The organism is Mangrovibacterium marinum, from assembly GCF_003046625.1.
Lineage (GTDB): Bacteria > Bacteroidota > Bacteroidia > Bacteroidales > Prolixibacteraceae > Mangrovibacterium > Mangrovibacterium marinum.
In genome coordinates this window covers 219,847-242,064 of sequence record NZ_QAAD01000006.1, presented here as the reverse complement: position 1 = coordinate 242,064, position 22,218 = coordinate 219,847, and the positions used below count along the sequence as shown (strand labels likewise).

The 22,218-nt window shown below is 49.2% G+C and carries 12 protein-coding genes; 1 reads left to right on the top strand and 11 read right to left on the bottom strand.

Going from position 1 to position 22,218, the window contains the following annotated elements:
• Positions 1-985: 985 nt before the first annotated feature.
• The 5 genes from C8N47_RS07910 to C8N47_RS07890 all read right to left on the bottom strand — a co-directional run bounded on the left by C8N47_RS07910 (position 986) and on the right by C8N47_RS07890 (position 12,336).
• Positions 986-3,820, bottom strand: a complete 2,835-nt coding sequence (locus tag C8N47_RS07910) for a TIM-barrel domain-containing protein (RefSeq protein WP_107821999.1) — start codon at positions 3,818-3,820, stop codon at positions 986-988.
• 44 nt (positions 3,821-3,864) lie between these two features.
• Complete coding sequence (locus C8N47_RS07905) at positions 3,865-5,361, bottom strand: cellulase family glycosylhydrolase (RefSeq protein WP_107821998.1); 1,497 nt, start codon at positions 5,359-5,361, stop codon at positions 3,865-3,867.
• A 120-nt stretch (positions 5,362-5,481) separates the two neighbouring features.
• Positions 5,482-7,482 (bottom strand): hypothetical protein, encoded by a 2,001-nt coding sequence (locus C8N47_RS07900; protein ID WP_107821997.1) that lies wholly within the window; start codon positions 7,480-7,482, stop codon positions 5,482-5,484.
• Positions 7,483-7,498: 16 nt separating this feature from the next.
• Positions 7,499-9,100 carry a RagB/SusD family nutrient uptake outer membrane protein gene (locus tag C8N47_RS07895; protein WP_107821996.1) on the bottom strand — a complete coding sequence of 534 codons (1,602 nt, stop codon included), beginning with the start codon at positions 9,098-9,100 and terminating at the stop codon, positions 7,499-7,501.
• A 14-nt stretch (positions 9,101-9,114) separates the two neighbouring features.
• Complete coding sequence (locus C8N47_RS07890) at positions 9,115-12,336, bottom strand: SusC/RagA family TonB-linked outer membrane protein (RefSeq protein WP_245915688.1); 3,222 nt, start codon at positions 12,334-12,336, stop codon at positions 9,115-9,117.
• Between the two features lie 727 nt (positions 12,337-13,063).
• Here C8N47_RS07890 and C8N47_RS07880 point away from each other — a divergent pair.
• The gene (locus tag C8N47_RS07880; protein WP_107821993.1) at positions 13,064-13,573 is read left to right on the top strand and encodes an SPOR domain-containing protein; all 510 of its coding nucleotides are present in this window, start codon (positions 13,064-13,066) and stop codon (positions 13,571-13,573) included.
• Between the two features lie 257 nt (positions 13,574-13,830).
• Here C8N47_RS07880 and C8N47_RS07875 read toward each other — a convergent pair whose 3' ends face one another.
• The 6 genes from C8N47_RS07875 to C8N47_RS07850 form a co-directional block, all read right to left on the bottom strand.
• The gene (locus C8N47_RS07875; protein ID WP_107821992.1) at positions 13,831-14,988 is read right to left on the bottom strand and encodes a methionine aminotransferase; all 1,158 of its coding nucleotides are present in this window, start codon (positions 14,986-14,988) and stop codon (positions 13,831-13,833) included.
• Between the two features lie 76 nt (positions 14,989-15,064).
• Complete coding sequence (recO, locus tag C8N47_RS07870; protein WP_107821991.1) at positions 15,065-15,790, bottom strand: DNA repair protein RecO; 726 nt, start codon at positions 15,788-15,790, stop codon at positions 15,065-15,067.
• 9 nt (positions 15,791-15,799) lie between these two features.
• Positions 15,800-18,124, bottom strand: a complete 2,325-nt coding sequence (porZ, locus tag C8N47_RS07865; protein ID WP_107821990.1) for a type IX secretion system anionic LPS delivery protein PorZ — start codon at positions 18,122-18,124, stop codon at positions 15,800-15,802.
• Between the two features lie 9 nt (positions 18,125-18,133).
• Positions 18,134-18,709 (bottom strand): non-canonical purine NTP diphosphatase, encoded by a 576-nt coding sequence (locus C8N47_RS07860; RefSeq protein WP_107821989.1) that lies wholly within the window; start codon positions 18,707-18,709, stop codon positions 18,134-18,136.
• Between the two features lie 134 nt (positions 18,710-18,843).
• On the bottom strand, positions 18,844-19,974 hold the full coding sequence (locus tag C8N47_RS07855; protein WP_107821988.1) for a glycerate kinase: 1,131 nt from the start codon (positions 19,972-19,974) through the stop codon (positions 18,844-18,846).
• 493 nt (positions 19,975-20,467) lie between these two features.
• Complete coding sequence (locus C8N47_RS07850) at positions 20,468-22,174, bottom strand: sugar phosphorylase (protein WP_107821987.1); 1,707 nt, start codon at positions 22,172-22,174, stop codon at positions 20,468-20,470.
• Positions 22,175-22,218 lie beyond the last annotated feature (44 nt).

Here is a 22,218-nt window from a genome sequence, read left to right as displayed (position 1 = left end):
GTTCGATCAATGCCAAAAAGTCGGAACCTGGTTGGCCTATTTTTATCGAGGCCTCCATCAAACGAAAAGCTTAGAGAATCCGGGAAGCTCCGACGCGAGTCGGAGATCACCCGGATGAACTTAGCTTTTCGGCAGATGGCGGTTGAAGATAAAAATCAGCCATGACCTTTTTGTTTCGTTTTTGTGTCACTACAAAAATGAAAACCCGTCCGGTAGGACAAAAGATCCGAATTGCGCAAAAGTAGGCGAGAAAAACACCAAAGGTTTGGGAAAGGCTCACTAACAGGTTTGCGACAAAGTGAGTAGTGGCTCCTGATTCAAGCTGAACCGCTATTCAAGTTATCCCCGACGCGGTTGGAAACCCGGCCTACCGCAGGCAGGCGCATCACCCGAACGGACTTTCACTAAAAACCTTTATGATTCCTGGGAATCACCAACAGAAATGAAAGTGGAAGAAGGCAGTTGGACGCGATTGAAGGCAATTGAGAAGGCGGAAGCTCGCTCGGAGCGGGACCGGCCTACTTTTTATCGATGGTGAGAGGCGAACCGGAAGCTTAGTGAAACCGGGAAGTTCCGATCCGGCAGCTGCCGGAGTGGAAATCACCCGGTTGAACTTAGCTTTCGGAAGGCGACACCTGAAGATAAAAATAAGCCTTGCGTTTTCTGTTTCGTCTTTGGGGCAAGCCAAAGATGAAAACCCGTCCGGTAGGACAAAAGATGCGAATTGAGCAAGAGAAGAATGAACAAAACAGTCCGGGCTTGGGGCAATTTCCACCAGCACAGGTTTGCTACAAAGTGAGCCTTCGCTTCAGCTTCGAGCTGAACCGCTATTCAAGTTATCCCCGACGCGGTTTGGAAACCCTGCCTACCGCAGGCAGGCACATCACCCGAAGACTTTCACCAAAAAAGGGAGACAAGCTCCCTTTTTCTACCATAAACGATCTGCTTTAAAATTCAATCCTTTTTAAAATAAACCAATGACGAATTAAAGTTGAATTTCCATCGCCTGACCAGCATAATCCAGCTCTTTGGCATCCGCCGGAGCCTCCAGGAAAGGCACTGCCTGATCGCGCGAAACCACAATGACCCGGAAGGTCCGATTCGCAACCATTCCGGGGAACTCGCCCTGGCGGTCCTGAATGGTCAGCTTGTGCGTAGCCTCGCTGTAATCGAAGCGAATGGTACTGAACGCCCCTTTCTCGTAATTGTAGTTGGTACTTTCGTCCTCGTACAGCTCAAAACTGGCGTCCTTACCCGTGTAAACATACAAGTCGATCGGTGCACCCGGTTTTTGATCGGTATATTCAATCTCCGGTCCAACGGGGATGATTGATCCCTCGCGCACAAAAACAGGCATCCGTTCGTACGGGGCGTCCACAGACTGCTTTTGTCCGCCTGCCACAAACTTGCCACTGTAAAGGTTGTACCAGCCGCTGTTATTCGGGAAATAAACGTCGCGTTGACGATCCTGGTAGCTGTATACCGGGCAAACCATCAACGAAGGTCCAAACAGATATTGATCATCAATATTCAACACGCGTTTGTCGGCGGCAAAATCCATCGCCAAGCCGCGCATTAGGGTATAATCGTGATGATAAACCGCACCGGTCATACTGTAAATGTAGGGCATCAGGCGGTAGCGCAGCTTGTTGTAGTACAACATCGACTGGTAAGCCGGGTGGTTTTCGGGCGCCAGGTTGTAAATCTCGCGATAAGGGTACTGCCCGTGCACGCGGAACAACGGCACAAAAGCGCCAAACTGGTACCAGCGGGTGTTCAGCTCGCGCCATTCGGCCATTTCTTCCGAGCCTTCCTTCGCGTTTTCAAACTTCTTTTGTACACTGAAACCACCAATATCCATGGTCCAGTAGGGCAAGCCCGACATGGAGAAGTTGATGCCTGCAGGAATCTGGGCCTTCAGGTCTTCCCAGCAGGTGCCAATGTCGCCACTCCAGGTGGTGGTGCCGTAACGTTGCATGCCGGCAAAGCCCGAGCGGGTCAGGATAAACACCCGATCTTCGGGGTTTTTAGCCCGCTGTCCTTCATAAATACCTTTGGCATTCATCAGGGCAAAGGCGTTAAAATATTGGGTTGAAGGCCCCAGTGCAGTGGGGTTCATCAACTTTTTGCGGTACTCAACACTGGCATTCGACAACACATCCGGCTCGGTAGCATCCAGCCACCAGGCATCGATTCCTTTGGAATATAGCTTTTCGTCGATCTGTTTCCAGAACAACTTGCGGGCACCGGGCGAATAGGCATCGTAGAACGAACCCAGATATCCCGGATAAATCCAGTCGAGCACACTGTCCTTGATCGCCTGCTGATACATCCAGCCGTTTTTGTCGAACTCCTTGTAGTGTTCGGTTCCGTAGTAAAACTTGGGCCACACCGAAATCAGGATGTGCGCATTGTTGTCGTGCACGGTTTTAATCATGGCATCGGCGTCGGGGAAGCGTTCAGGATCGAACTCGTGGCTGCCCCACTGATCCACCTTCCAGTACGACCAGTCCATCACAATATTGTCGATGGGAATGTGGCGTTTGCGGAATTCTTTCAGGGCGCCTTCCAGCTCATCCTGCGTTTTATAGCGCTCGCGGCTTTGCCAGAAGCCCATGGCCCATTTGGGCATCACCTGTGCTTTACCGGTTAGCTCGCGGTAACGGCTGATCACCTCATCCATCGAATTTCCTTTCATGAAATAGTAGTCCACCTGATTACCCATTTCGGAGTAGAACGAAATGTGCTTTTGCTGCTCCGGGTCGACCGGCGACAAAGCTTTCAATCCAATGTAAGAAACACCGCCATCGGGAATCCAGTCAAGCTTCACATGGAAACGCTGACCAGCCTTCATATCAACCTGAAACTTGGCAACAGATGGGTTCCACGCCGTACGCCATTTATCCACCATCAACTGTCCGTCGATGTACAATTTAGTGTAACCTGCGTAGTACAACAGGAAATTGAATACGCCATTTTCCTTCGCTTCCAGATCACCCTCCCAGGTAATTTGGGCATGGTCGAAACTGAAACCTTCCGGAAAATTCTTGATGGTCTCCAGGTTTTCATAATCGATCGTTGGTTCCTGCCGCTCAACAAAGACGTGTCCTTTGCGCGAATCGTCGATGTAAGTCGCAGTCAAACCACCTTCTTTTCCATCTTTGCCGTACTGGATAAACTGGTCCATCTGCCCGTAAGGACGCGGATCGCCGAAGCGCGACAACGAATAATTGTCCCACAGGATCCCGTAATTCTGAGTTGACATGATGAAGGGCACCGACACCTTGGTGTTGTATTGAAACAGCTCCTCGTTTTTGCCTTTATAGTTCATTTCGTCGGCCTGGTGCTGTCCCAAACCGTACAGCGCTTCGTCGTCCGACGAGTCGAAAACCTGCTGAAGTTCGAACGCTTTCACGCCGTCAACCTCCATGGGTTTCATCGTCGTTCCATTTTCGGCGCCGGCCAGAATTTCATTGCCATTTTGGTCGAGGAAACGGACTACGCCGCTTTCTTTCGAAATTTCAACCGTGGTACTGGCTGTTGCGACTTTCACAAGCTGACCGTCTTCACTGGTTGTAAACTTTACTTGTTTGTCTTCGGGCAAGGCGATCAAACTGGAGTCGGTCGAAAACTGACCGGTTGCCGACGCCGAAACCCGAATGATCTCGTCACTCACGGGCATCACCCGTACCGCTTTCGCGCCATTTTCGGTTGTTTGCTTCGGAAAAACCGTTATTCCCTTCTCATCAAGCTGGTAGTCTTTGGGGCTGCAGGCCGCCAAAGTCGCTGCCAGTATCGTCATTGCTAATAGTCTATTCATATTCTTTCGGTTTATTTCTGCACAATAAAGCGGTCATGTTTCTATCAATTTTCGGCGGTACCAATAATCGCGTCGAGCGCATCCTGGTGTACCACTTCGCCGGTTGACCGGTTGAACAAGCCCATGGAGTTGTTGCCGGTCGGTCCGTTGTCCCAATAACAAGGAATCATGCCGTTTTCGATTGCAGCCCGGGTGACATAGTTCAGGTAATAGTTGCGGGCAGCAATATGCTCATCCAGGCCGCTGGTTAAACCGGAGCGCAGGATAGCGCCGTATTCACCCAGGATCACCGGCGTTCCCTGATCGACAAAATTGGTTTTCATCTTGCCAAAAGCTTCGTCCACCCAGGCTTCCTGTCCCCAATCAGACACATCGGTATAACCGTTGCCCCACTGTGTTTTATAGCTGCCACTCTCCTGCAGCGCAAAATCGTACGGGTCGTAGAAATGAACTTCGGCCATCAGGCGGTCGGGCGTTTCATCGGTTGGAAGCGTCAGATCGCTCACCGCCAGGTCGATGTTGGTATTATACGACTGGATAACCAGGAACCGGTAGGCATTGCGCCCGCCTGTTGCGCGCACCACGTCGACAAAAGTCTGGTTGAATGAATTTTGAACTTCCAGGTTTTCGGCCGAAGGGGTTCCGTAGTATCCTTCCTCGTGCACTTCGTTGGTTCCGGCAAACAACAGGTGATCGTCGTAGTCGCGGAAATAAATGGCGATTTGCTTCCACAAGGCTGCCAGCTTGGTATTGATGGCTTCCTGATGTTCATTATCGGGATGATCCGCCCATCCGCCATCCCAATGCACGTTAATCATGACGTACATGTCGTTGTCCAGGGCATAGTTCACCACTTCTTCAACCCGTTGTTTCCAGGCCCAGCTAATTTTGTAGCTTTCCTGGTCGTCCAGTTTGTGCGACCACGAAACGGGAATCCGGATGGTATTGAAGCCGGCCGCTTTCACCGCATCAATCAGGGTTTTGCTCACCACCTCATTACCCCAGGAGGTTTCGTTGCCGCTTAGCTCTTCGCCGTTGGCAACAATCGATTCGAGCGAGTTGCCCAGGTTCCATCCCTGCCCCATCAGAGCAGCAAAATCCAGGGCGCTTAAACTGCTCATATTGCTGTTGTCGGGTTCAATATATTCTTCTTTTTCCGGCTCGGTTGGCTCAAGCTCTTTGGCGGCCTGCGTACATTGCAGGTTGATGGTTTCCACCCCGTCGGCGGTAATGCTCAGGCTCAGGCTCCGCTCCTCGGCGGTCGGGTTTTCGTCGGCCATGAGGCGCACCGTGGCATTGCCGGTTGTTGTTTGAATGGACGGTTTACACCAGCCAGTCGATTCGAAATTGATGCGCCAGGTGGTATTACTGCTAATCTCGAAACTGACGGTTCCGCCGTCAGCGGTAAAGCTGAAGCTTGTTGTACCCGCCGCCAGCGTTGGCTCGGGTTCGTCAATTATTATTTCGTCGTCGGAATCACTGCATCCTGTCACTGCCCACACCATGAGCAGCATACAAAGCCATCTTTTTAAATTATTCATCAGCTATTCTAAATTGTTGTTTTTGGTTCAGGTTAATTCGGGCAAGCGGAGCAATAGCCCCGTATTTTTGGGATTCCCCGGATACCGGAAGATATCCGGGGAATTTTTATTCTCCTTTTACTATTGATTCAACACGTAGTGATAGATCACAACCTCATCTTTATCATCTCCGGCAGCAGTCGAGTTCGCGATAACCCCCAACCAGAATCCCTCTGTGTCGATGTTCGCGAGATTATTTCCACCATGAGAGACGAAATAGAAATCACTCGTATCACCGGTTATGGATTTTGGATTCGTCGTCGGCAACCAACTGGCAGTTGTTCCGGCATAATCCACCAGCGGGATCGAGATATTCAGAATATTATCATCGGCATTAATCACAACATCCCCGGTTGCGGTATATGGGGCGCCATCTTTGGTCTGCGTTAAAGTCAACTTAATCGTACCGTCTTCTTCGGTGAATGATAAGCTTGCACTTTCTGCCACAGCTCTCACATTAGCATCCCAAACCCAACTATTTGACGAGTAATCATCTCCAAAAGTTGAAGCAGTAGTCCATCCGCCGGTAAACCCTGTTGGGAAACCAACCCAATCGACAAACCAATTAACGTCCGGGGTGAATGTTTTACCAACCAATGCCTTTTTCCAGGCGGCAAGGGGGTCAACTTCGGCGGAACCAGAAACCGGAGTCAGATGCAAGGATAGGTATTCGTCTTTGTCAGTTGAACGCTGCCCCAGCCAAATGCCATCGATATTACCCAAAGCATCCTTTTCTGAAATGATTATCCTCAGCGTATTCTCAGCGGTGGTGCCAAAGCTTAACCAACCACCGATGCCGCTAAAGAACGATATGGGTTGGCCAAAATCAATATTATTGTTTTCGTCAACGGTGTAGCTTCCCTCATAAGAGTCATTAAGTGTCTCAACTACATAGGTACCACCGTCGTCACTCTCTTTGGTCAAACTCATCGAAACTGCAGCAAATGCGGCTTCATCATAAGGAGGAGCCCAGGTTGTAAAGGCAAATTCCCCGTCACTCGCAGTTGAAGCGACTTCATTTAATGCAGAGCCATCCAAACCATGCCAGTTGTATGGAATATCCATATCAATTTTCCAGGTTTTGGTTGTGCTCACTGATGTCGTTAAATCCTCATTCGCATCGCCATCGTAAGGGGGTTCCGGATCGGGAAGATCTTCGGGCACCCAATTGTCGCGATAATCTTCCGAAATATAGTTGTAGCAAGCGCCCAGAGCGGGCACAAAAATTTGCAAAAAGTCTTCCGACAGGTACAACACGCGGAACTCAGAGGCAGCCTGCATGTCGGCATCCCGGTTTGAGTCGTGCAAAGGAAGGGCATCCGAAAAACTGATGGTGTGTGCTTCCGTGTCCAACACGAAACTTCCCACCTGCAAATCCAGTCCATATTCTTGCTGATCGACCTGCACATTAGCCCCGTTAATTAAATCGAAGGTCATTGTACCAAAATCAGCCGCATCGCACATCCACTGGTTGCCGGCCCAATCAGCCGTCCAATACCAAGTTGCAGAGCCGTCAGTCAGGTTCGGAACGATAGCGTCGGCTGCTGCCCAATTTTTGGAATCAATGTAGTTGCTGCCGTTCGCTGCATGCAAGTTGTCCCATTCGTAGGTATCTGTAAAAAACCAGATTGGCCCGTCAAAAAAGCGCGTGGTTTTCTCGGCATCCAGGTCTAAATACCAGGTTTTGCTTTCGCCCACACCACCAGTCAACAGGGTCCAAAGCGGATCATCCACATAGTTGAAGTTGTTGGTTGTAATACTTAACGGAAAGGCTTCGGCCTGCACCAAACCACCGGCGCTTTGCACGCCGTAAATAAATTCGTAATCGCCCGCAAAGGGGAAGCGCAGGGTGTCCTTCACCCGGGTTGAACGGCCCATGGGGGTGACCCACAGCGGGGTGACACCGGGCGTCAGACTTTCGAGGATCACCATATTGGGATCGTCGGCGTCCTGGGTAATGCGGTATTCCAGATCGCTTTGCGACAATACAGAACCCAGGTTGAACTCGTCGGGCGAGCAGGCAAACATAGCCAGGATCATTCCCAACAGGAGGCTGTATAGTTTGAAATTTCTTGTCTTCATAAGATTTTAGTTTTGATTAGTTCCAACCATCATTTTGGGTGAGCACACCGTTTGACAAACTGATCTGCGTTTGAGGGATTACCATCAGCCCGCGTTTAGCCGTGATGTTTGACGCACTGATGACTTTCTGGAAGTCAACGCCGCCGTCCTGCACGGTGGTTGAAACCGCAATGGTGCTGGCGGCCGTGGAAACTCCCTGACGCAGCAGGTCCCAGTAGCGCAAACCTTCGAAGGCAAATTCGAAACGACGTTCGGCCATCAGGTTTGCCTGGCTCACGGGTTTTGAAATCAGCCCGGCGCGTCCGCGTACCTGGTCAAAATAGTCCTGCGCATTGGCGCTACCCAGCTCGGCAGCCATCAGCAACACGTCGGCATAGCGCATCACCACATAATCCTGAAACTGGCCTACCTGGAAGTTAGCCGCTCCGTTGGCTTCTGCCACATCTTTCCCGTTGGGCAGGGCAAGTGGTGTGTACTTTTTGTTGCTGTAACCGGTGTACTCGCGTTGGGTCGAATTATCGAATGCCAGACCTTCCTCGGCAATGGCAATCACCGAAGCTGTTTTGCGGGCATCATCGTCGTCGTAAGCCTGGTACAGTGCCGGCGAAACCGTGCAGCCGCCCCAGCCTTTTCCGTAAGGTGAAAACGACTGACTGCGCAAGCCCAACATCACCAGCCAATGGTTACCATCGGTATTTCCATCGTAATCGGATGTAATGTTGTACTTAATGGCAAAGAGGGTTTCCTTATTGTCTTTTCCGGCATAGGTTGTTTCCAGTTCGTTGGTGGCTACATTGGGCGTAGACGATGCCGCGGGCCACAGGTTTTTGTACTCTTCAACCAAGCCGTAGCCGGTTGTGCTGGTCGATGCAATAATGTCTTCCAGCCCCTGCAAAGCTTCGGTTTGCGATACCAGTCCAAGCAAATCCGACTGGCCGTAGTAACCGGTATAATAAAGGTAAACACGCGCCAGCAAGGCTTTGGCAGCCCATTTATTCACGCGGCCCGGCTCAACCGATTCGGCTCCGTTTTCGGCGGCGAACATCAAATCGCGTGCAATCACGGCGTAAGTTGAATCAGCCGGTGCTTGCGGAATGTTTTCAGCCGAAGGTTCGGTCAGCAGGGGAACGCGCTCCCACAACCGCACCATATCAAAATACGCATAAGCACGCAGGAAACGGGCTTGCGCCTCGATGCTGTTGCGATAGTCCGTATCGCCTTCCCAGTCAATCTGGTCCATTTTCTGCAACAAAACATTACAGCGGTAAATCGACTTATAATAGGCTACCCAGGTGTCGTTCAGCATATTCACCTCGCCGGGAGACACTTGCAGATCCATCTGGTCGAGCACCCGATAGTTCAGGCCGTCGGTATTTCCGGTGCCCCCAAAGCAGTTGTCCGATGCTACTTCCGACAACACCGGGAAAGCAATCCCATTGTCATAAATTGTTTGCACACCATCGTAACAGCCAACAATGGCCAGTTCGGCGTCATCAGTTGTCCGGTAAAAGTTTCCGTCGGTCAGTGTGGTTGTCGGCTCACTATCCAGGAAGCTATCCGAACAGGCGCTAAATACCAAAGTGGACAGCGCCAGCATATATATTAATCGTTTTTTCATTGTTCCTTCAGTTTTTAAAATTTGATATTTACACCAACCAACATCGTCCGTGGACGTGGATAATAGCCCAGGTCAACGCCCGATGATCCGTTCTCCACACCGTAACCAATTTCCGGATCCATGCCGTTATATTTGGTAAAGGTGAAGGCATTCTGCACCGACGCATACAAGCGCAGTTGGCTGATGAAATCTTTTTTCACCAACTTCCGGGCAAAGTCGTAGCCCAGCGTAATGTTGCTGATGCGCAGGAAGTCGCCGTCTTTCACAAAAACATCCGAGAACTGGTAGTTCACATTGGTTTCTGTGACCCGGGGAATTTTGTTTGACGTTCCTTCGCCATGCCAGCGGCTTAAAATCTCCGTGGTATAATTGGCATAAGCATTGGTTTGGTTGCGGTACGACTGCACAATCTGGTTGCCGGCAACGCCGTTGGCATCAATCGTCAAATCAAATCCTTCGTAATCGAAACCTACCGAGAAGCCAAATACATAGTCGGGATTGGGATCGCCCACCTCCGTTTTGTCGGTTTCGTTAATCACGCCGTCCTTATTACGATCGACGTAACGCAGGTCGCCGGGCTTGGCATTGGGCTGAACAACTTTCCCGTTGTTGACATAGCTCTGAACTTCGTCTTCGTTTTGGAAAATACCATCGGTTTGCCATCCCCAGAAATAACCAATCGGATAACCGGTTTCAGCGCGATGGTAGAATTCGAGCGAATTATCGTAAAGCATATTGGTCAAGCCGTGCACAATACCGTCGGAAGTTGGCACTTCAGAGACTTCGTTTTTATTTTTGGCCACGTTACCGCTGATCCGGTAGTTCAGTTTGCCAATATTGTTGTGGTACGACAGCGACAACTCAAGGCCGGTGTTATCCACATTACCACCGTTAATATAGGGTGCATCGGCACCGGCAGTAGCCAGGATCGGCGCTTTAATCAGCCAGTCTTTCGTTGATTTTTTGTACCAGTCGAAGGTCAGGTTTAGATGTCCGTCCAGCAGTTGCGAGTCGAAACCAATGTTGATCTGCTCAGATGTTTCCCACTTCAACTCCGGATTGGACAAGCGATTGGGGTAGGCTCCCGTTGAATTACCCGAGGGATCGAAATCGCTGGAACCGAAATAATAATTACTACCGGTAACCACATTGTTATCGCCGTCGCGATACCCGTCGCCAACCGTAATTGGCGCCAGGTACTGCCAGGCTGCAATACTTTGGTTACCCACCTGTCCCCAGCTGGCACGTACTTTCAGGAAGTCGAGAAAGTTTGCCGAGTTTTCCATAAACGCTTCGTTGGTAACCACCCAACCGGCAGACACCGATGGAAAGTAGCCCCAGCGGTTCCCTTTGGCAAATTTCGAAGAACCGTCGGCACGGAAAGTCGCATTCAACATGTAACGTTCCTTGTAGTTGTAGCTCAAACGACCGAAATACGACAGCAACATGGCTTCGTCGTTCGGGGCGCCACCGTAACTAAGCAGCGTTAAAGCGGTGTTTGTTGTGTTGTCGATATAAGCATGGTCCAGATCAGAAGTCACCAGGTCGGAGTTGCTCACGCTCACCCACGAACCTTTATTCTGGTAGATTGAGTTACCGGCCATCACCGTAAACGCATGTTCCTTCAGGTTGAAATCGTAAGTCAACACGTTGTCCCAGGTCAGGGCAATACCCTTACTCATATCCTGGCTGGCACCATCATTGAGACGGAAGGCGTACATTGACAATTCGTAGATCGGACGATAAGAACGGCCTTCACTTACATAGTAGTCAAAACCTGCTGTGGAGCGGAAGCGCAAGTTTTTCATCGGGTTCAATTCGAAATACACATCCCCGAAAATCTTTTGGTTGTTATTCTTGCTTTGGTTGTTCAGAATCATCGATCCGTAGGGGTTGCTTTCGCCCTCGTACCAAGGCGTCCACACCTGCAGGTTGCCGCTTTGGTCGTAGTATTCAACACCTGCTTTGTTATTCAGGAAGTCGCCGTTTACATCGTACATCGGAAGGAACGGACTGGTGTTGAAAGCGCTGCGTAAGCTGTTATTATATTGGTTACCCACACCAATGCCGTTTTTCTCAATATAACCCATGGTCAGGTGTTGGCCCACTTTCACGATTCCATCGTACAATTTATGTTCGCTGTTGATGCGCAGATTATACCGGTCGTAGTTCGACACATCCGGTCCGCCCACAATACCTTCCTGACCGGTGTATGAAAGCGACATAGAGTACACCGAGTTATCAGAACCGCCGGTTATTCCCAGCGTATAGTTTTGGGTTACAGCATTGTCGTAAAGCATTTCATCAATCCAGTTGGTGCCAACGCCCATCTCGTCAACTTCAGCCTGTGTAAAATAAGGCGCTTTGCCCGAGTTGATGGCGGCTTCGTTCATAATCACCGCATACTGTTTGCTGTTGAGCATATCCACTTTGCGGGCAACATTTTGCAAACCATAATAGGCGTCGAAGCTGATTTTCGCTGTACCTTTTTTACCCGTTTTGGTGGTGATCAAAATAACACCATTCGCAGCCTGCGAACCGTAGATGGCAGCCGAAGCGGCATCCTTCAGCACATCGATACTTTCGATGTCGGCATTGTTTAAATACGAGATATCGCCGGACTGAACACCATCGACAATATAAAGAGGGCCCGAGTTACCGATGGTACCCTGACCACGAACAACCACTTTCAAACCTTCGCCCGGCTGGCCGGAAGTAGAAGAAATCTGAACGCCCGAAGTTTGTCCTTGCAATGCTTGTAAAGCGTTGGTGGTATTTCTTTTTTGAAGGTCTTCGCCATCCACCTGAACGGTAGCGCCGGTTACCAGCTTTTTCTTTTGAACACCGTAACCAACCACAACGACCTCGTCAAATAAGGCCACATCCTCCTCCAACTGAACGTTCAGGCTTTGCTGCCCGTCTATTAAGATTTCCTGTTGTTTAAAGCCAACAAAGGTGATTTGCAGGGTTTGCCCATCGGACACCTGCAAGCTGAATTTACCGTCGAAGTCGGTTGATGTTCCGTTGGTGGTTCCTTTCACCACAACTGCTGCTCCGGGGATGGGCTCACCCGATTTTTGATCGGACACCATCCCGGTGATCTGTCTTTGAGCTTGTGCAAAGCCCGAAAAAACAAGAAGTAAAGCAAAAACCAGACAGAAGCATCGAAGAAGCAAAGCTGTCGGCTTCATGAAGGAGTTGGTTAAGAAACTCCTGTCACTGCGTTTTTCTTTCATAAATTTAGTTTTAAGTTAGATTTTACAGGTTTAATTGCTGATTGTGCAATTGTGCTCCTGAAGGCTGCCCGGCGAACGAGTCGTATGAGCTGAAGCCTAAAGAGCATTTTAAAACTAGGGCTAAAAATATTGCCGCAACTGATGAAATTGTTGTCGAAAACCGGGTAAATTGATAATGCGACCGTACCGAAATGTTTCGTACCGGGGGTACTCCGGTTAACCAGCAGGCATAATAAAATACTCTTGACAACTAACGTACAGCATGTTAAGGAAAGAAAAATCCCACGCGACATACACAAACCCAAAAACAACGGAACATCAAAACAAAATTGAGCTAAAAACCAGGATAAAGAACTGAAATCAACTGGTTTTTCTATTTTTGTGCTATGTATTATTCTTACGTGTTATATAATCTGGAACACCATCGATTCCATTACGGATTCACGGTTGATTTAAAGAAAACCGAACAAGCGCACAACAATGGCTTAATTGAAGAGACGAAGAACATTTCGCCTTGGGCAATCGTTTATCACGAACCCTGCGGAAGTAAAAATCAAGCCATCCGCCGAATTCGCTTTTACAGGACCAAAGCGGGGCAATACCATCTGAAAAGAATCTTAAACTTTTAGATTTCAACAGCTCTTGGTTGATAATCAATCGTCAAGAGATCGGTCTACAGTACCGCTTTTTCGTAATTTTGTTATTTGAAACCATAAAAGAACTAGGAATGAAAAAAATTATCATTGGAACATTTGCCTTCGCATTGATGCTTTCCAGCTGTAAAACCATGCAGCGCATGAAAGGCAACGAGGCAGCAGCACCTGCACAACAAGAACAAACACAAACAAAAGTTTTTTCGGTAGCCGAGCCACAAGCAACAAGCCCGCAACCGGCAGCGCCTCAACAACCGGCAACAAACACCTACCAGGCACCTGCCAAACCGGTTCGTACGCAAACCGAGACCTTTACTTTCGACCAGAAGGATGATGCTGCCAAGTATCAGGGAAGCAGCTTCTTTGTAATTATCGGAAGCTTCAGTTCTCTGGATAACGCCAACCGCTACAAGCAGGAATTGATTCCGCAAGGTTTCAACCCCATTGTACTGCACAGCGAAACAGGCTACTATCGTGTTTGTGTGAATTCGTATGCCGAAGAGATGGCTGCCCGTCAACGGGTAAACCAAATCCGGACCGATTTCCCGAAATATGCCGATACCTGGCTGTTAGTTAAAAAGTAAGTTCCAAAAACACAGCATACCAAAAAGCTTATTCATCGATTTGAATAAGCTTTTTCTTTTTGGTGAAAGTCGATGAACGCAAAGACGCTAAGGCGCAATGTCAATAACTTGTTTTGATTAGATGTGGAACGACAACCAAGACAACTTTTGAAAACAACGACAACAGCCTGGTCGAAAATCCTAAACTTTCATTCCTGTTGGTGATTTCCCGGAATCATGAAGGTTTTTTCGGAAAGTGTATCTGTTCTGTCTGGGAGCTAATCCACAATCATCGAGGGTACGCTCATCAAACGTTCGGCCGCCTGCTCGAGCTTGGCATTGTCCTTGGCAAAGCAGATCCGGAACATCCGGGCTTTGGTTTTTTCGTGGTAGAAAGCAGAAACCGGCAAAACAGCGATGCCGAAATCGCGGGCAAGTCGCTCTACAAAAACCTGATCAGGCTCGTCCGACAAACGGGAATAATCGATTATCTGGAAATAACTTCCCTGCGAGGGAACAAACTTATACATGCTGTTTTCCAACAGGCGCAGGAAATAATTGCGCTTGCCCTGATACAGGGAGGCAACTTCCTCGAAGGCTTGATTGCCGGGAATATAATCGGCCAAGGCATTTTGCATGGGCGTATTCACGTTGTGCAACTGAAACTGCTGCATCTTCCGGTATTCCACCATCAAACTTTCGGGTGCCAGGCAATAGGATACGCCCCAGCCGTTCACATTGTATAAGGGTCCAAAGGAGGACACAATGAAACTGCGGTTAATGAGTTTTTGATAGCGGGCAATACTTTGGTGCGTCAGGTTGTCAAAAACAATCGACTCAAAGGTCTCATCACTCAAAATGATGATGTTGGTTCCGTTTGTCAGTCGCTGCAACTGCGCCATATCGTCTTCCGACAGCACACTTCCGGTCGGGTTGTTGGGCGAGTTGATAATGATCATTTTCGTCTTGGTGGTGATCATTTTTCGCAGCTCTTCCCAATCAATTTTAAAATTAGGGGCTTTCAACTCCAGATACACCGGTTTCCCGCCATTCAGGATAATCGAGGGCACATACGACTCGAAAGCCGGCTCGAAAACAATCACCTCATCATCGTCGCGCACCACAGCACTAATGGCAGTATGCACAGCCTGAATGATGCTTGCCGAAACCGTTACTTCGGTTTGCGGGTTGTAGCGATGACCATAGTTCTGCTGCACCATATCGGCAATAACCTGACGAAGTTTTGCCACTCCTTCCAACGGAGAAAAACTGTCGTTCCCATTCTTCAGATGATCAACAGCGAGCTGCAGCAAGTCGGGAGAACACGGAAAGTCCGTGCCGCTAATTGCCATATCCAGCGCTCCTGTTTCCTCAATCAGACTGTTGACGGAGGCAAAAACTGATTTATTCGTATTCGGAAGTTTCGATTGTACCATATTCGCAATTAGAGCGGAAAGATACAAAATTACCGCTTTCCGACCGCCGGTTGGTTGTTAATTTAGAAGCTTTTAATCAGGACAGAACTTCCTTGAGTACGGCCAGCGACTTGAAATCGCCCGACAAATCGAGATGAATTTTATAGTATTCCAGCAGCGAATCGAGCAGTTCACGCCGGATCCGGTTGTTGAAGCTCAGTTTTGCCAGACCACTTAAGTCATGCTCAAACAGCTCGGCAAATTTCGCACTGCATTCCACATCCATAAACGAATGATGAACGGGCTCCTGCTGTTTAAAGGAAGCCGATATCAGGTCGAAAAAACGATAGGGCTCGCGGGGTGGCTGCTGAGGAGCAACCCCCAGAAAACGCGTCAGTCGGAACAACACACTTATCAGGAAATTATTCTGCCCCTCATCGGCCAGATCGAGCAGGCAGGCTGCATGGAACAGGAAGCTGAACAGCTCGGGGTTTCCTTCCTCCTCGCGGAGGCACTTCATCAAAATTTCGGCTAAAAAAATTGCTTGAGCACTTTTGCCAATATCAAATGGCAACTGGTTAAAAGGAACCGACAAGCGGGCATTTTTCAAACTTTGAATACCGGTTCGGTTTTTATGATACACCTCTAAATCCAATAAAAACAAAGGTTGAAAAAGATTAATCGGCGCTGCCGACTTTTTGGAACGCACACCCCGAACCAGATAGGCCTGCTGCCCAAAGCGCTCGGTATAAATCCGTGCAATGATTGAGTTGTCGGAATAAGGTATGGCATGCAGAAATATGCCACGGGTTTTTTCAAGCATAACCGGATATTAATGTATAAAGAGGATTTTCGTCACAAAGCTCTGTTCGCCGTAGCGATCGTTCCCAAACACCAGGTAAACACCGGTGGCCACCCGATGCCCGCGCAAATTGCGACCATCCCAGCTTGCCTGCCCGCCCAACGAAGTGGTTTTATAGACCAAATTACCACTGATATCGGTAATTTTCAGATCGGTATCTTCCATCAAACCGGTAATCACAACATCACCATCGTAATCCTCCCGCACCGGGTTCGGATAGGCATACACATTCTGGTAATCGTCATTTCCGGAAGTTGCGGATCCCATATACGAAATCAAACCTTTGGATGTCCCGATAAATACTTCCCCGGTCTGGTCATTGATCGCCAGACTGGTAATTTCGTCCGACAGCAAGGGACTGTCGTCCGTTGTAAAGTGGAGCAGCTCTTCGGTTCCATCCTCCGAAATTAAATACACACCGGAAGTTTTGGTGCCGAACCACTTCCGATTGGCGCCGTCGACAGCAATTGCGGTCACGGTTTGTGTGCTCAATAAGGGATGATACAAACCATCGCCTTCATCCAATCCCGGCCGCGACGCATAAAACGCACCGCCATCCCAAATATCCTGCGGATTGTAATACACGCCAACACCTACGGCAGTGCCAAACCAAATGGCGCCATCCTGGTCAATCGCAATGGAATAAATATCGGTCATGTTGGTATAAACCTCGTTGGATCCATTGTTGTAATAAGCCACCACCGACAACCTTTTACTCGCGGCACCACCGGCATTGCGGACAATCATCGTGTTTTGACGACGCGGAACGGTGATCCACATATCATCGTCCTCGGTCATAACCATTGTCCCCAAGTCGGTGCTCGACTGCACGCCCGACAAGGTGAACGACTCCCACTCGCCGGAAGTCCTCAGCACCGACAGGGGCTCGTCAACAATCGAGTTGACCACCCACAGGTTGCCATTGCTATCGAACTTCATATCGCTAACGCGGCAATAAGGTTCGTCGGGTTGCGAAGGAATGGCGGTCTGCAAACTGGAATTTTTATTGTTGTAGCGGGCAACAAACTGATCGTCCTGAAACTCGAGCACTCCTCCTCCCCACGAACCGGCAAAAACATGATCGGGATCACTCGGATCGGGCAGCACACATACAATATCGTGAAAGCCGCTCATCTGGCTGAATGTCTGACCGTCGAAGGGTTGCCATTGCTCATCCCTTAAAAGTTGAAAACGCGGCGTGTAAAACATGTTATTCCAGACTGAAGTTCTCCCGCCGTCGGCCAACCACAAGTCCGAACCATTCATGGCCAAGGCAAAAACAGCATTGCTCGCCGGTCCTTCGGGTTGAATCTGCTCAAACGATGCACCAGTTACTTGCACCAACGAGTAGCTGGCATCGGCAACCCACAACACACCATGGGCATCCGTCACGGCACTTTGTGCTGCAATGGAACTCACCGGCTGATGATTAAATTCGTAGGAACTGACACGCGCCGCCAACTGATTGCCGGGATTGTAAACTTCGACTTTCGCCCCGGACGAAACCACCAACTGCCCGACCGAGACCTGTAGATCCTGAACCTGGGTCACCGAAGCCAAATAGCGGCTCCAGGACGAACCGTCCCAGGCGTATAATGCATCTCCTCCCCAACTCTCACTATTCTGATTGACAATCAGCTTGTCATCGAAATAATCAGCCTGGTCAAACGCACTGTCGGCATTCGGCAGTGAGCTCTGCTTTTCCCAATTTCCGTAGTACTGCAAGTTCGGGGAGTTAATATCGGCTTTGTAAAGCCCATTTTCCGTGGCAGCGTAAAGGTAATTCCCATCGAAGGCCATGTCATTCACGCGAATTTGTGCAGCATTGTCGCCGATATAGTAAGTATCTTTAATTTCCCTTTTTTCAAGGTTCACCGCCACAATACCGAAGCCACAGGACAGATAAGCGACCTGATCGACCACCAAAATATTGTAGATTGACTTATCCCCCGAAATTTGCTTCCGCTTGATGTCGGACATATTATAAACCTGTCCCGAGTAGATTAAATCGAGGTTGCTGTTTTGGTAAGCAACAATCACCACATCCGACTGTTCGCCGTAGCCGATTGCAACAACGCCCACGTCCGACATGCCGGAGATCATATTCAATTTCTGAACGCTGTTATCGGCTTTATCAAAACAAAACAAACCACCATTGGCGACGCAATACACTTTACCGTCTGCCACAATAACCTTTTGAGCCGAGTTATAGGAAAGATATTCCGTCCACTGGCCAATCGAAAAACCGGCGAAACAGGTCAAAACCAATTGGGTAAACAGCAGCAATTTCTTCATAGCAGGTTCTTACGATCGATTCAGGAAAGTTACCAACTTCTCAACCGCCCGGGCCCGATGGCTAATCTTATTTTTCTCATTTAAGTCCATTTCGGCAAAACTCAACTCGTAACCTTCGGGTTGAAAAATCGGGTCATAGCCAAAGCCTTCCGCGCCGCGTTTCTCGGTCAGGATCGTTCCTTTCACTTCGCCATCCATCCATGTTTGCTTACCGCCAATCACCAAGGCAATCACAGTGCGGAAGCGGGCTATCCGGTTGTGCTCACCATTCATTTTCTCCAGCACTTTGGCCATATTCGCCTGTGCATCCTTAGCCTGTCCGGCATAGCGAGCCGAATAAACTCCCGGCTCCCCGTTCAGGGCATCAATTTCCAGGCCGGTGTCGTCGGCAAAGCAATCGTAGCCATAGTTCTGGTAAACATACATGGCTTTCTGAAGGGCATTGCCTTCCAGCGTTGGTGCTGTTTCCGGAATATCCTCGGTACAACCAATATCTTTCAAACCAAGCAACTCAATTTCGTCACCCAGTTTATGTTGAATTTCCTTTAATTTGTTCGGATTATTTGTGGCAAAAACCAATTTCATGAATACTTATTTTTATGCTGTAAATACGATTTCAGGAGTCAAATTTACAAAAACATCCCAATGGACATCTCGTTCCTGAAATTCCTCCGCAACACGATCCTTCAAAAGAGCCTGCAAGAAGTTCCGAATGAGCTTTATAAACTGATCTTCAAAGCCCGAAACAGCTGTTCGGCCGAGTCGGCCAGCAAGACCGGCGCATTGGCAATGCAGGCATCCAAGCTTGCGGGACCATTGGGCAAGGCAAATATTGAGGTGAATCCCTCGTCGTACAGTTCGCGATAGCCATCGCCCAGGAAGCCGGCAAAGGCAAACAGTGGTTTGCCGTGTTTTTGAGCCAGCTGCGCCACGCCCCAGGGCGTTTTTCCCTGCTTGGTCTGGCCATCCATCTTTCCTTCACCAGTCAGTACAATATCGGCTTGCCGAACAGCTTCCTCCAAATGAGTTTGTTCTTTTACGATGTCGAAGCCAGCCTGCAGGCGACCACCGGCAAAAGCCACCAAGCCGGCACCAAGTCCGCCGGCAGCGCCACCGCCAGGCAAATCCAGCACATCAATATTCAAATACTTTTTGATAACTGTTGCCAGATGCCCCAGGTTCGCATCCAGACGCTCCACCAACTCAGGAGTAGCACCTTTTTGCGGCCCATAAACCGCCGATGCTCCGCGTGGACCGGTCAGCGGATTGTTCACATCGCAGGCAATCCAAACGGCAGTCTCGCCAACCAAGGGATCAATATTCGTGAAGTCGATTGACTCGATCTCGTTCAGTGCTCCTCCTCCGGGAGGCACTTCAAGGCCTTTTTTATCCAGAAACCGATAGCCTAAAGCCTGGGCCATTCCTATTCCGCCATCGTTGGTCGCACTGCCTCCAATACCAATGATAATTTTCCGGCAGCCTCGTTCCATGGCATCCATCATCAGCTGCCCGGTGCCAAATGTTGTTGTGATTAACGGGTTTCGCTCGTTCGCTGTCAGGTGCTCAATTCCGGATGCCGCGGCCATTTCAATCACGGCGGTTCCGTCGGGCAAAACACCATAGAAAGCCTCAACCTGGCGCATCAGCGGATCGCAAACGGCCAGCTGCACCCGCTCGCCACCCAGCGCCGAAAGCATGGTCTGCACAAAACCTTCGCCACCATCAGCTACCGGAATCGACCTGATTTCAGCATCAGGAATCACGCGGCGGATTCCTTCACCCAGGTAGCGGGCAACATCAGCGGCTTCCAAACAATCTTTGAACGAATCGGGGGCAATCAATATTTTCATCTGCTTTTTTGTTTCAGGTTTAAAGTTCAACAGATCATTAGATCTTCAGATTTTAGTCTATCAGACATTCGATATTCTAAATTGAATATTGAGAATTGGATATTCGCCTCGGTTTAACGTCTATCTCTTCGCGCTCTGCTTCTCGCCATATTGTCAATGGTCAATCGTTAAGTGGTAAATGAGATTCCTTCAATCCTTTCCTCTTTGTGTTCTTTTTTATCTATGTGATTTCAAATTAGCAAGCCTGGCGCTTTTCCCTGCCGTGCGGAGTGGGTCGAGGCCTTTCTTTTTCTATAAACATTTAACCCCGCTGGGGTTGCCTCCAAAACCAAGTTCCGGGCTGTCAGCACCACTTTCTCATTCCTTATTTCTTATTCGATATTCTAAATTGAATATTGAGCATTGGCTATTCGCTTCGGTTTAACGCCTATCTCTTCGCGCTCTGCTTCTTGTCTCCAATCTGGTATCTTATCATCTAAAAATCCGGCATCCATTAAAACATAAAACGTGTTCGCAGCCATAAACTCTGGTAGGGCTTCATTTCGATGCCATCGGGATCTACAAGCTCCCAGGTTAAAATGTCGCGGCAAAATTCCATTAAGCCAGCGGGCAGCATCACCTTTTGCGGCTGATTGGTCAAATTATACAAGCAAACCAGCGACTCCTCGATATGATGAGCCTTACGGAGAATACAAAAAAATGCACTTCCCAGATCGATCACCAGCTGTTGGGTTTCAGGCGAAAAAGCCTCCATATTCCGGCGTATCCCCGTACGTTTGTTCAGCTCGGCCAAAATGGCGGCATGCTCCGGATGATTCCGCAACAAGTCGTTCAACTCGTCGAGGCTGAACTTATGCCGGTTAATGGAACGATTGACACCTGTAGCAGCGACGCCTTCGTCGTCATTCGGAATACCGAAGAGGTTCAGAAAATAAAAGGCCGGCACACCTTGCAGGGACAACATGATGGTTTGAGCCTGCAGGAAGCGTTTTACCTGATACTGATCTTCGCCGTTGCGTGTTCCTTTCAGCGCGTCGAAATAGGTCACATTAATCTCATAGGGCACATGTTTGTCGCCGAGCTGGCGAGTCGTTACCCGCGCACCAAACTCCTTCAGCTTCTCAATCATCTGCATCTTCTCCTCATCGGGCATAATACCCTCCAGAGGGCGCACACCAATACCGTCGTGCGAAGAGGTAAAATTGAGGTAGGTCGTTCCGCGACGCGGATCATTCAACTCTTTGGCCCAATTGGTGAGGTACAAACCATTGCCGGTATGCAAAGCATGCAAAAGCAGCGGAGGCAGGGCAAATTGGTAAATCAGGTGCGCCTCGTCACCCAGTCCGAAATAAGTGATATTTTCGCGATGCGGCACATTGGTTTCAGTTAGCAACAAAGCTCCGGGATAGCAATAATCCATCACATCGCGAAAAAGGCTCACAATCTCGTGTGTTTCGTGCTCATGCATACAGGCTGTTCCCGATGCTTTCCACAAAAAGGCAATTGCATCGAGCCGCACCACCCGAATACCCTTAGCCATATAAAAGAGGAAAACGTTGAGCATTTCCTTCAGTAGCTCGGGGTTGGCGTAATCCAGGTCGACCTGATCGGCGCTGAAAGTTGTCCACACCTTTTGGGGGCCATTGGCAGTGGACACCTCCGTGAGCAAAGGTGTGCTTCGCGGACGAATGACCTTCGAATGATCGAAATCGGCGGGAGGCACAAAGAAATAATCTTTGCCCGGCGCCTTTCCGTCCTTAAACTGCTTAAACCACACCCCTACACTACTGGCATGGTTTGCCACCAGGTCGGCCATCAGGATAAAATCCTCCTCAAGCTTTTCGATATCGTCCCAGCTGCCAAGCTCCGGGTTCACGGCATAAAAATCCATCACCGAAAAACCGTCGTCGCTACTGTACGGGAAGAAAGGGAGGATGTGAATGGTTGAGATCATCCCTTTCAACTTATCGATTGCGAAACGCCTTAAGGTTTGCAAGGGGGCCTCTCCTTTTTGGCGGATCATATCGCCGTAGGTGATCAGAAAAACCTGTTTTTCGTCCCAGCCCGGGCGTTTACGCGGTGTTTTGTTTTTGCGTTCGTCAATAAAATCACACAAGTCATTAATCCAATCTTCGGAAAGAGACTTGTTGTAAATCCGGTTTAACCGGTTTCTGATTTTCGATTTGGTACGGATATCCATGCGCAGATTACTGGTTACTCGTTTCTAGTTTCTAGTTACTGGTT

Excerpts from the sequence above, each read along its gene's own strand:
- recO (WP_107821991.1), bottom strand. The coding sequence starts at position 15,790 with ATGCTTGAAAAAACCCGTGGCATATTTCTGCATGCCATACCTTATTCC.
- porZ (WP_107821990.1), bottom strand. The coding sequence starts at position 18,124 with ATGAAGAAATTGCTGCTGTTTACCCAATTGGTTTTGACCTGTTTCGCC.
- C8N47_RS07910 (WP_107821999.1), bottom strand. The coding sequence starts at position 3,820 with ATGAATAGACTATTAGCAATGACGATACTGGCAGCGACTTTGGCGGCC.
- C8N47_RS07900 (WP_107821997.1), bottom strand. The coding sequence starts at position 7,482 with ATGAAGACAAGAAATTTCAAACTATACAGCCTCCTGTTGGGAATGATC.
- C8N47_RS07890 (WP_245915688.1), bottom strand. The coding sequence starts at position 12,336 with ATGAAAGAAAAACGCAGTGACAGGAGTTTCTTAACCAACTCCTTCATG.
- C8N47_RS07905 (WP_107821998.1), bottom strand. The coding sequence starts at position 5,361 with ATGAATAATTTAAAAAGATGGCTTTGTATGCTGCTCATGGTGTGGGCA.
- C8N47_RS07875 (WP_107821992.1), bottom strand. The coding sequence starts at position 14,988 with ATGGTACAATCGAAACTTCCGAATACGAATAAATCAGTTTTTGCCTCC.
- C8N47_RS07855 (WP_107821988.1), bottom strand. The coding sequence starts at position 19,974 with ATGAAAATATTGATTGCCCCCGATTCGTTCAAAGATTGTTTGGAAGCC.
- C8N47_RS07860 (WP_107821989.1), bottom strand. The coding sequence starts at position 18,709 with ATGAAATTGGTTTTTGCCACAAATAATCCGAACAAATTAAAGGAAATT.
- C8N47_RS07880 (WP_107821993.1), top strand. The coding sequence starts at position 13,064 with ATGAAAAAAATTATCATTGGAACATTTGCCTTCGCATTGATGCTTTCC.
- C8N47_RS07895 (WP_107821996.1), bottom strand. The coding sequence starts at position 9,100 with ATGAAAAAACGATTAATATATATGCTGGCGCTGTCCACTTTGGTATTT.
- C8N47_RS07850 (WP_107821987.1), bottom strand. The coding sequence starts at position 22,174 with ATGGATATCCGTACCAAATCGAAAATCAGAAACCGGTTAAACCGGATT.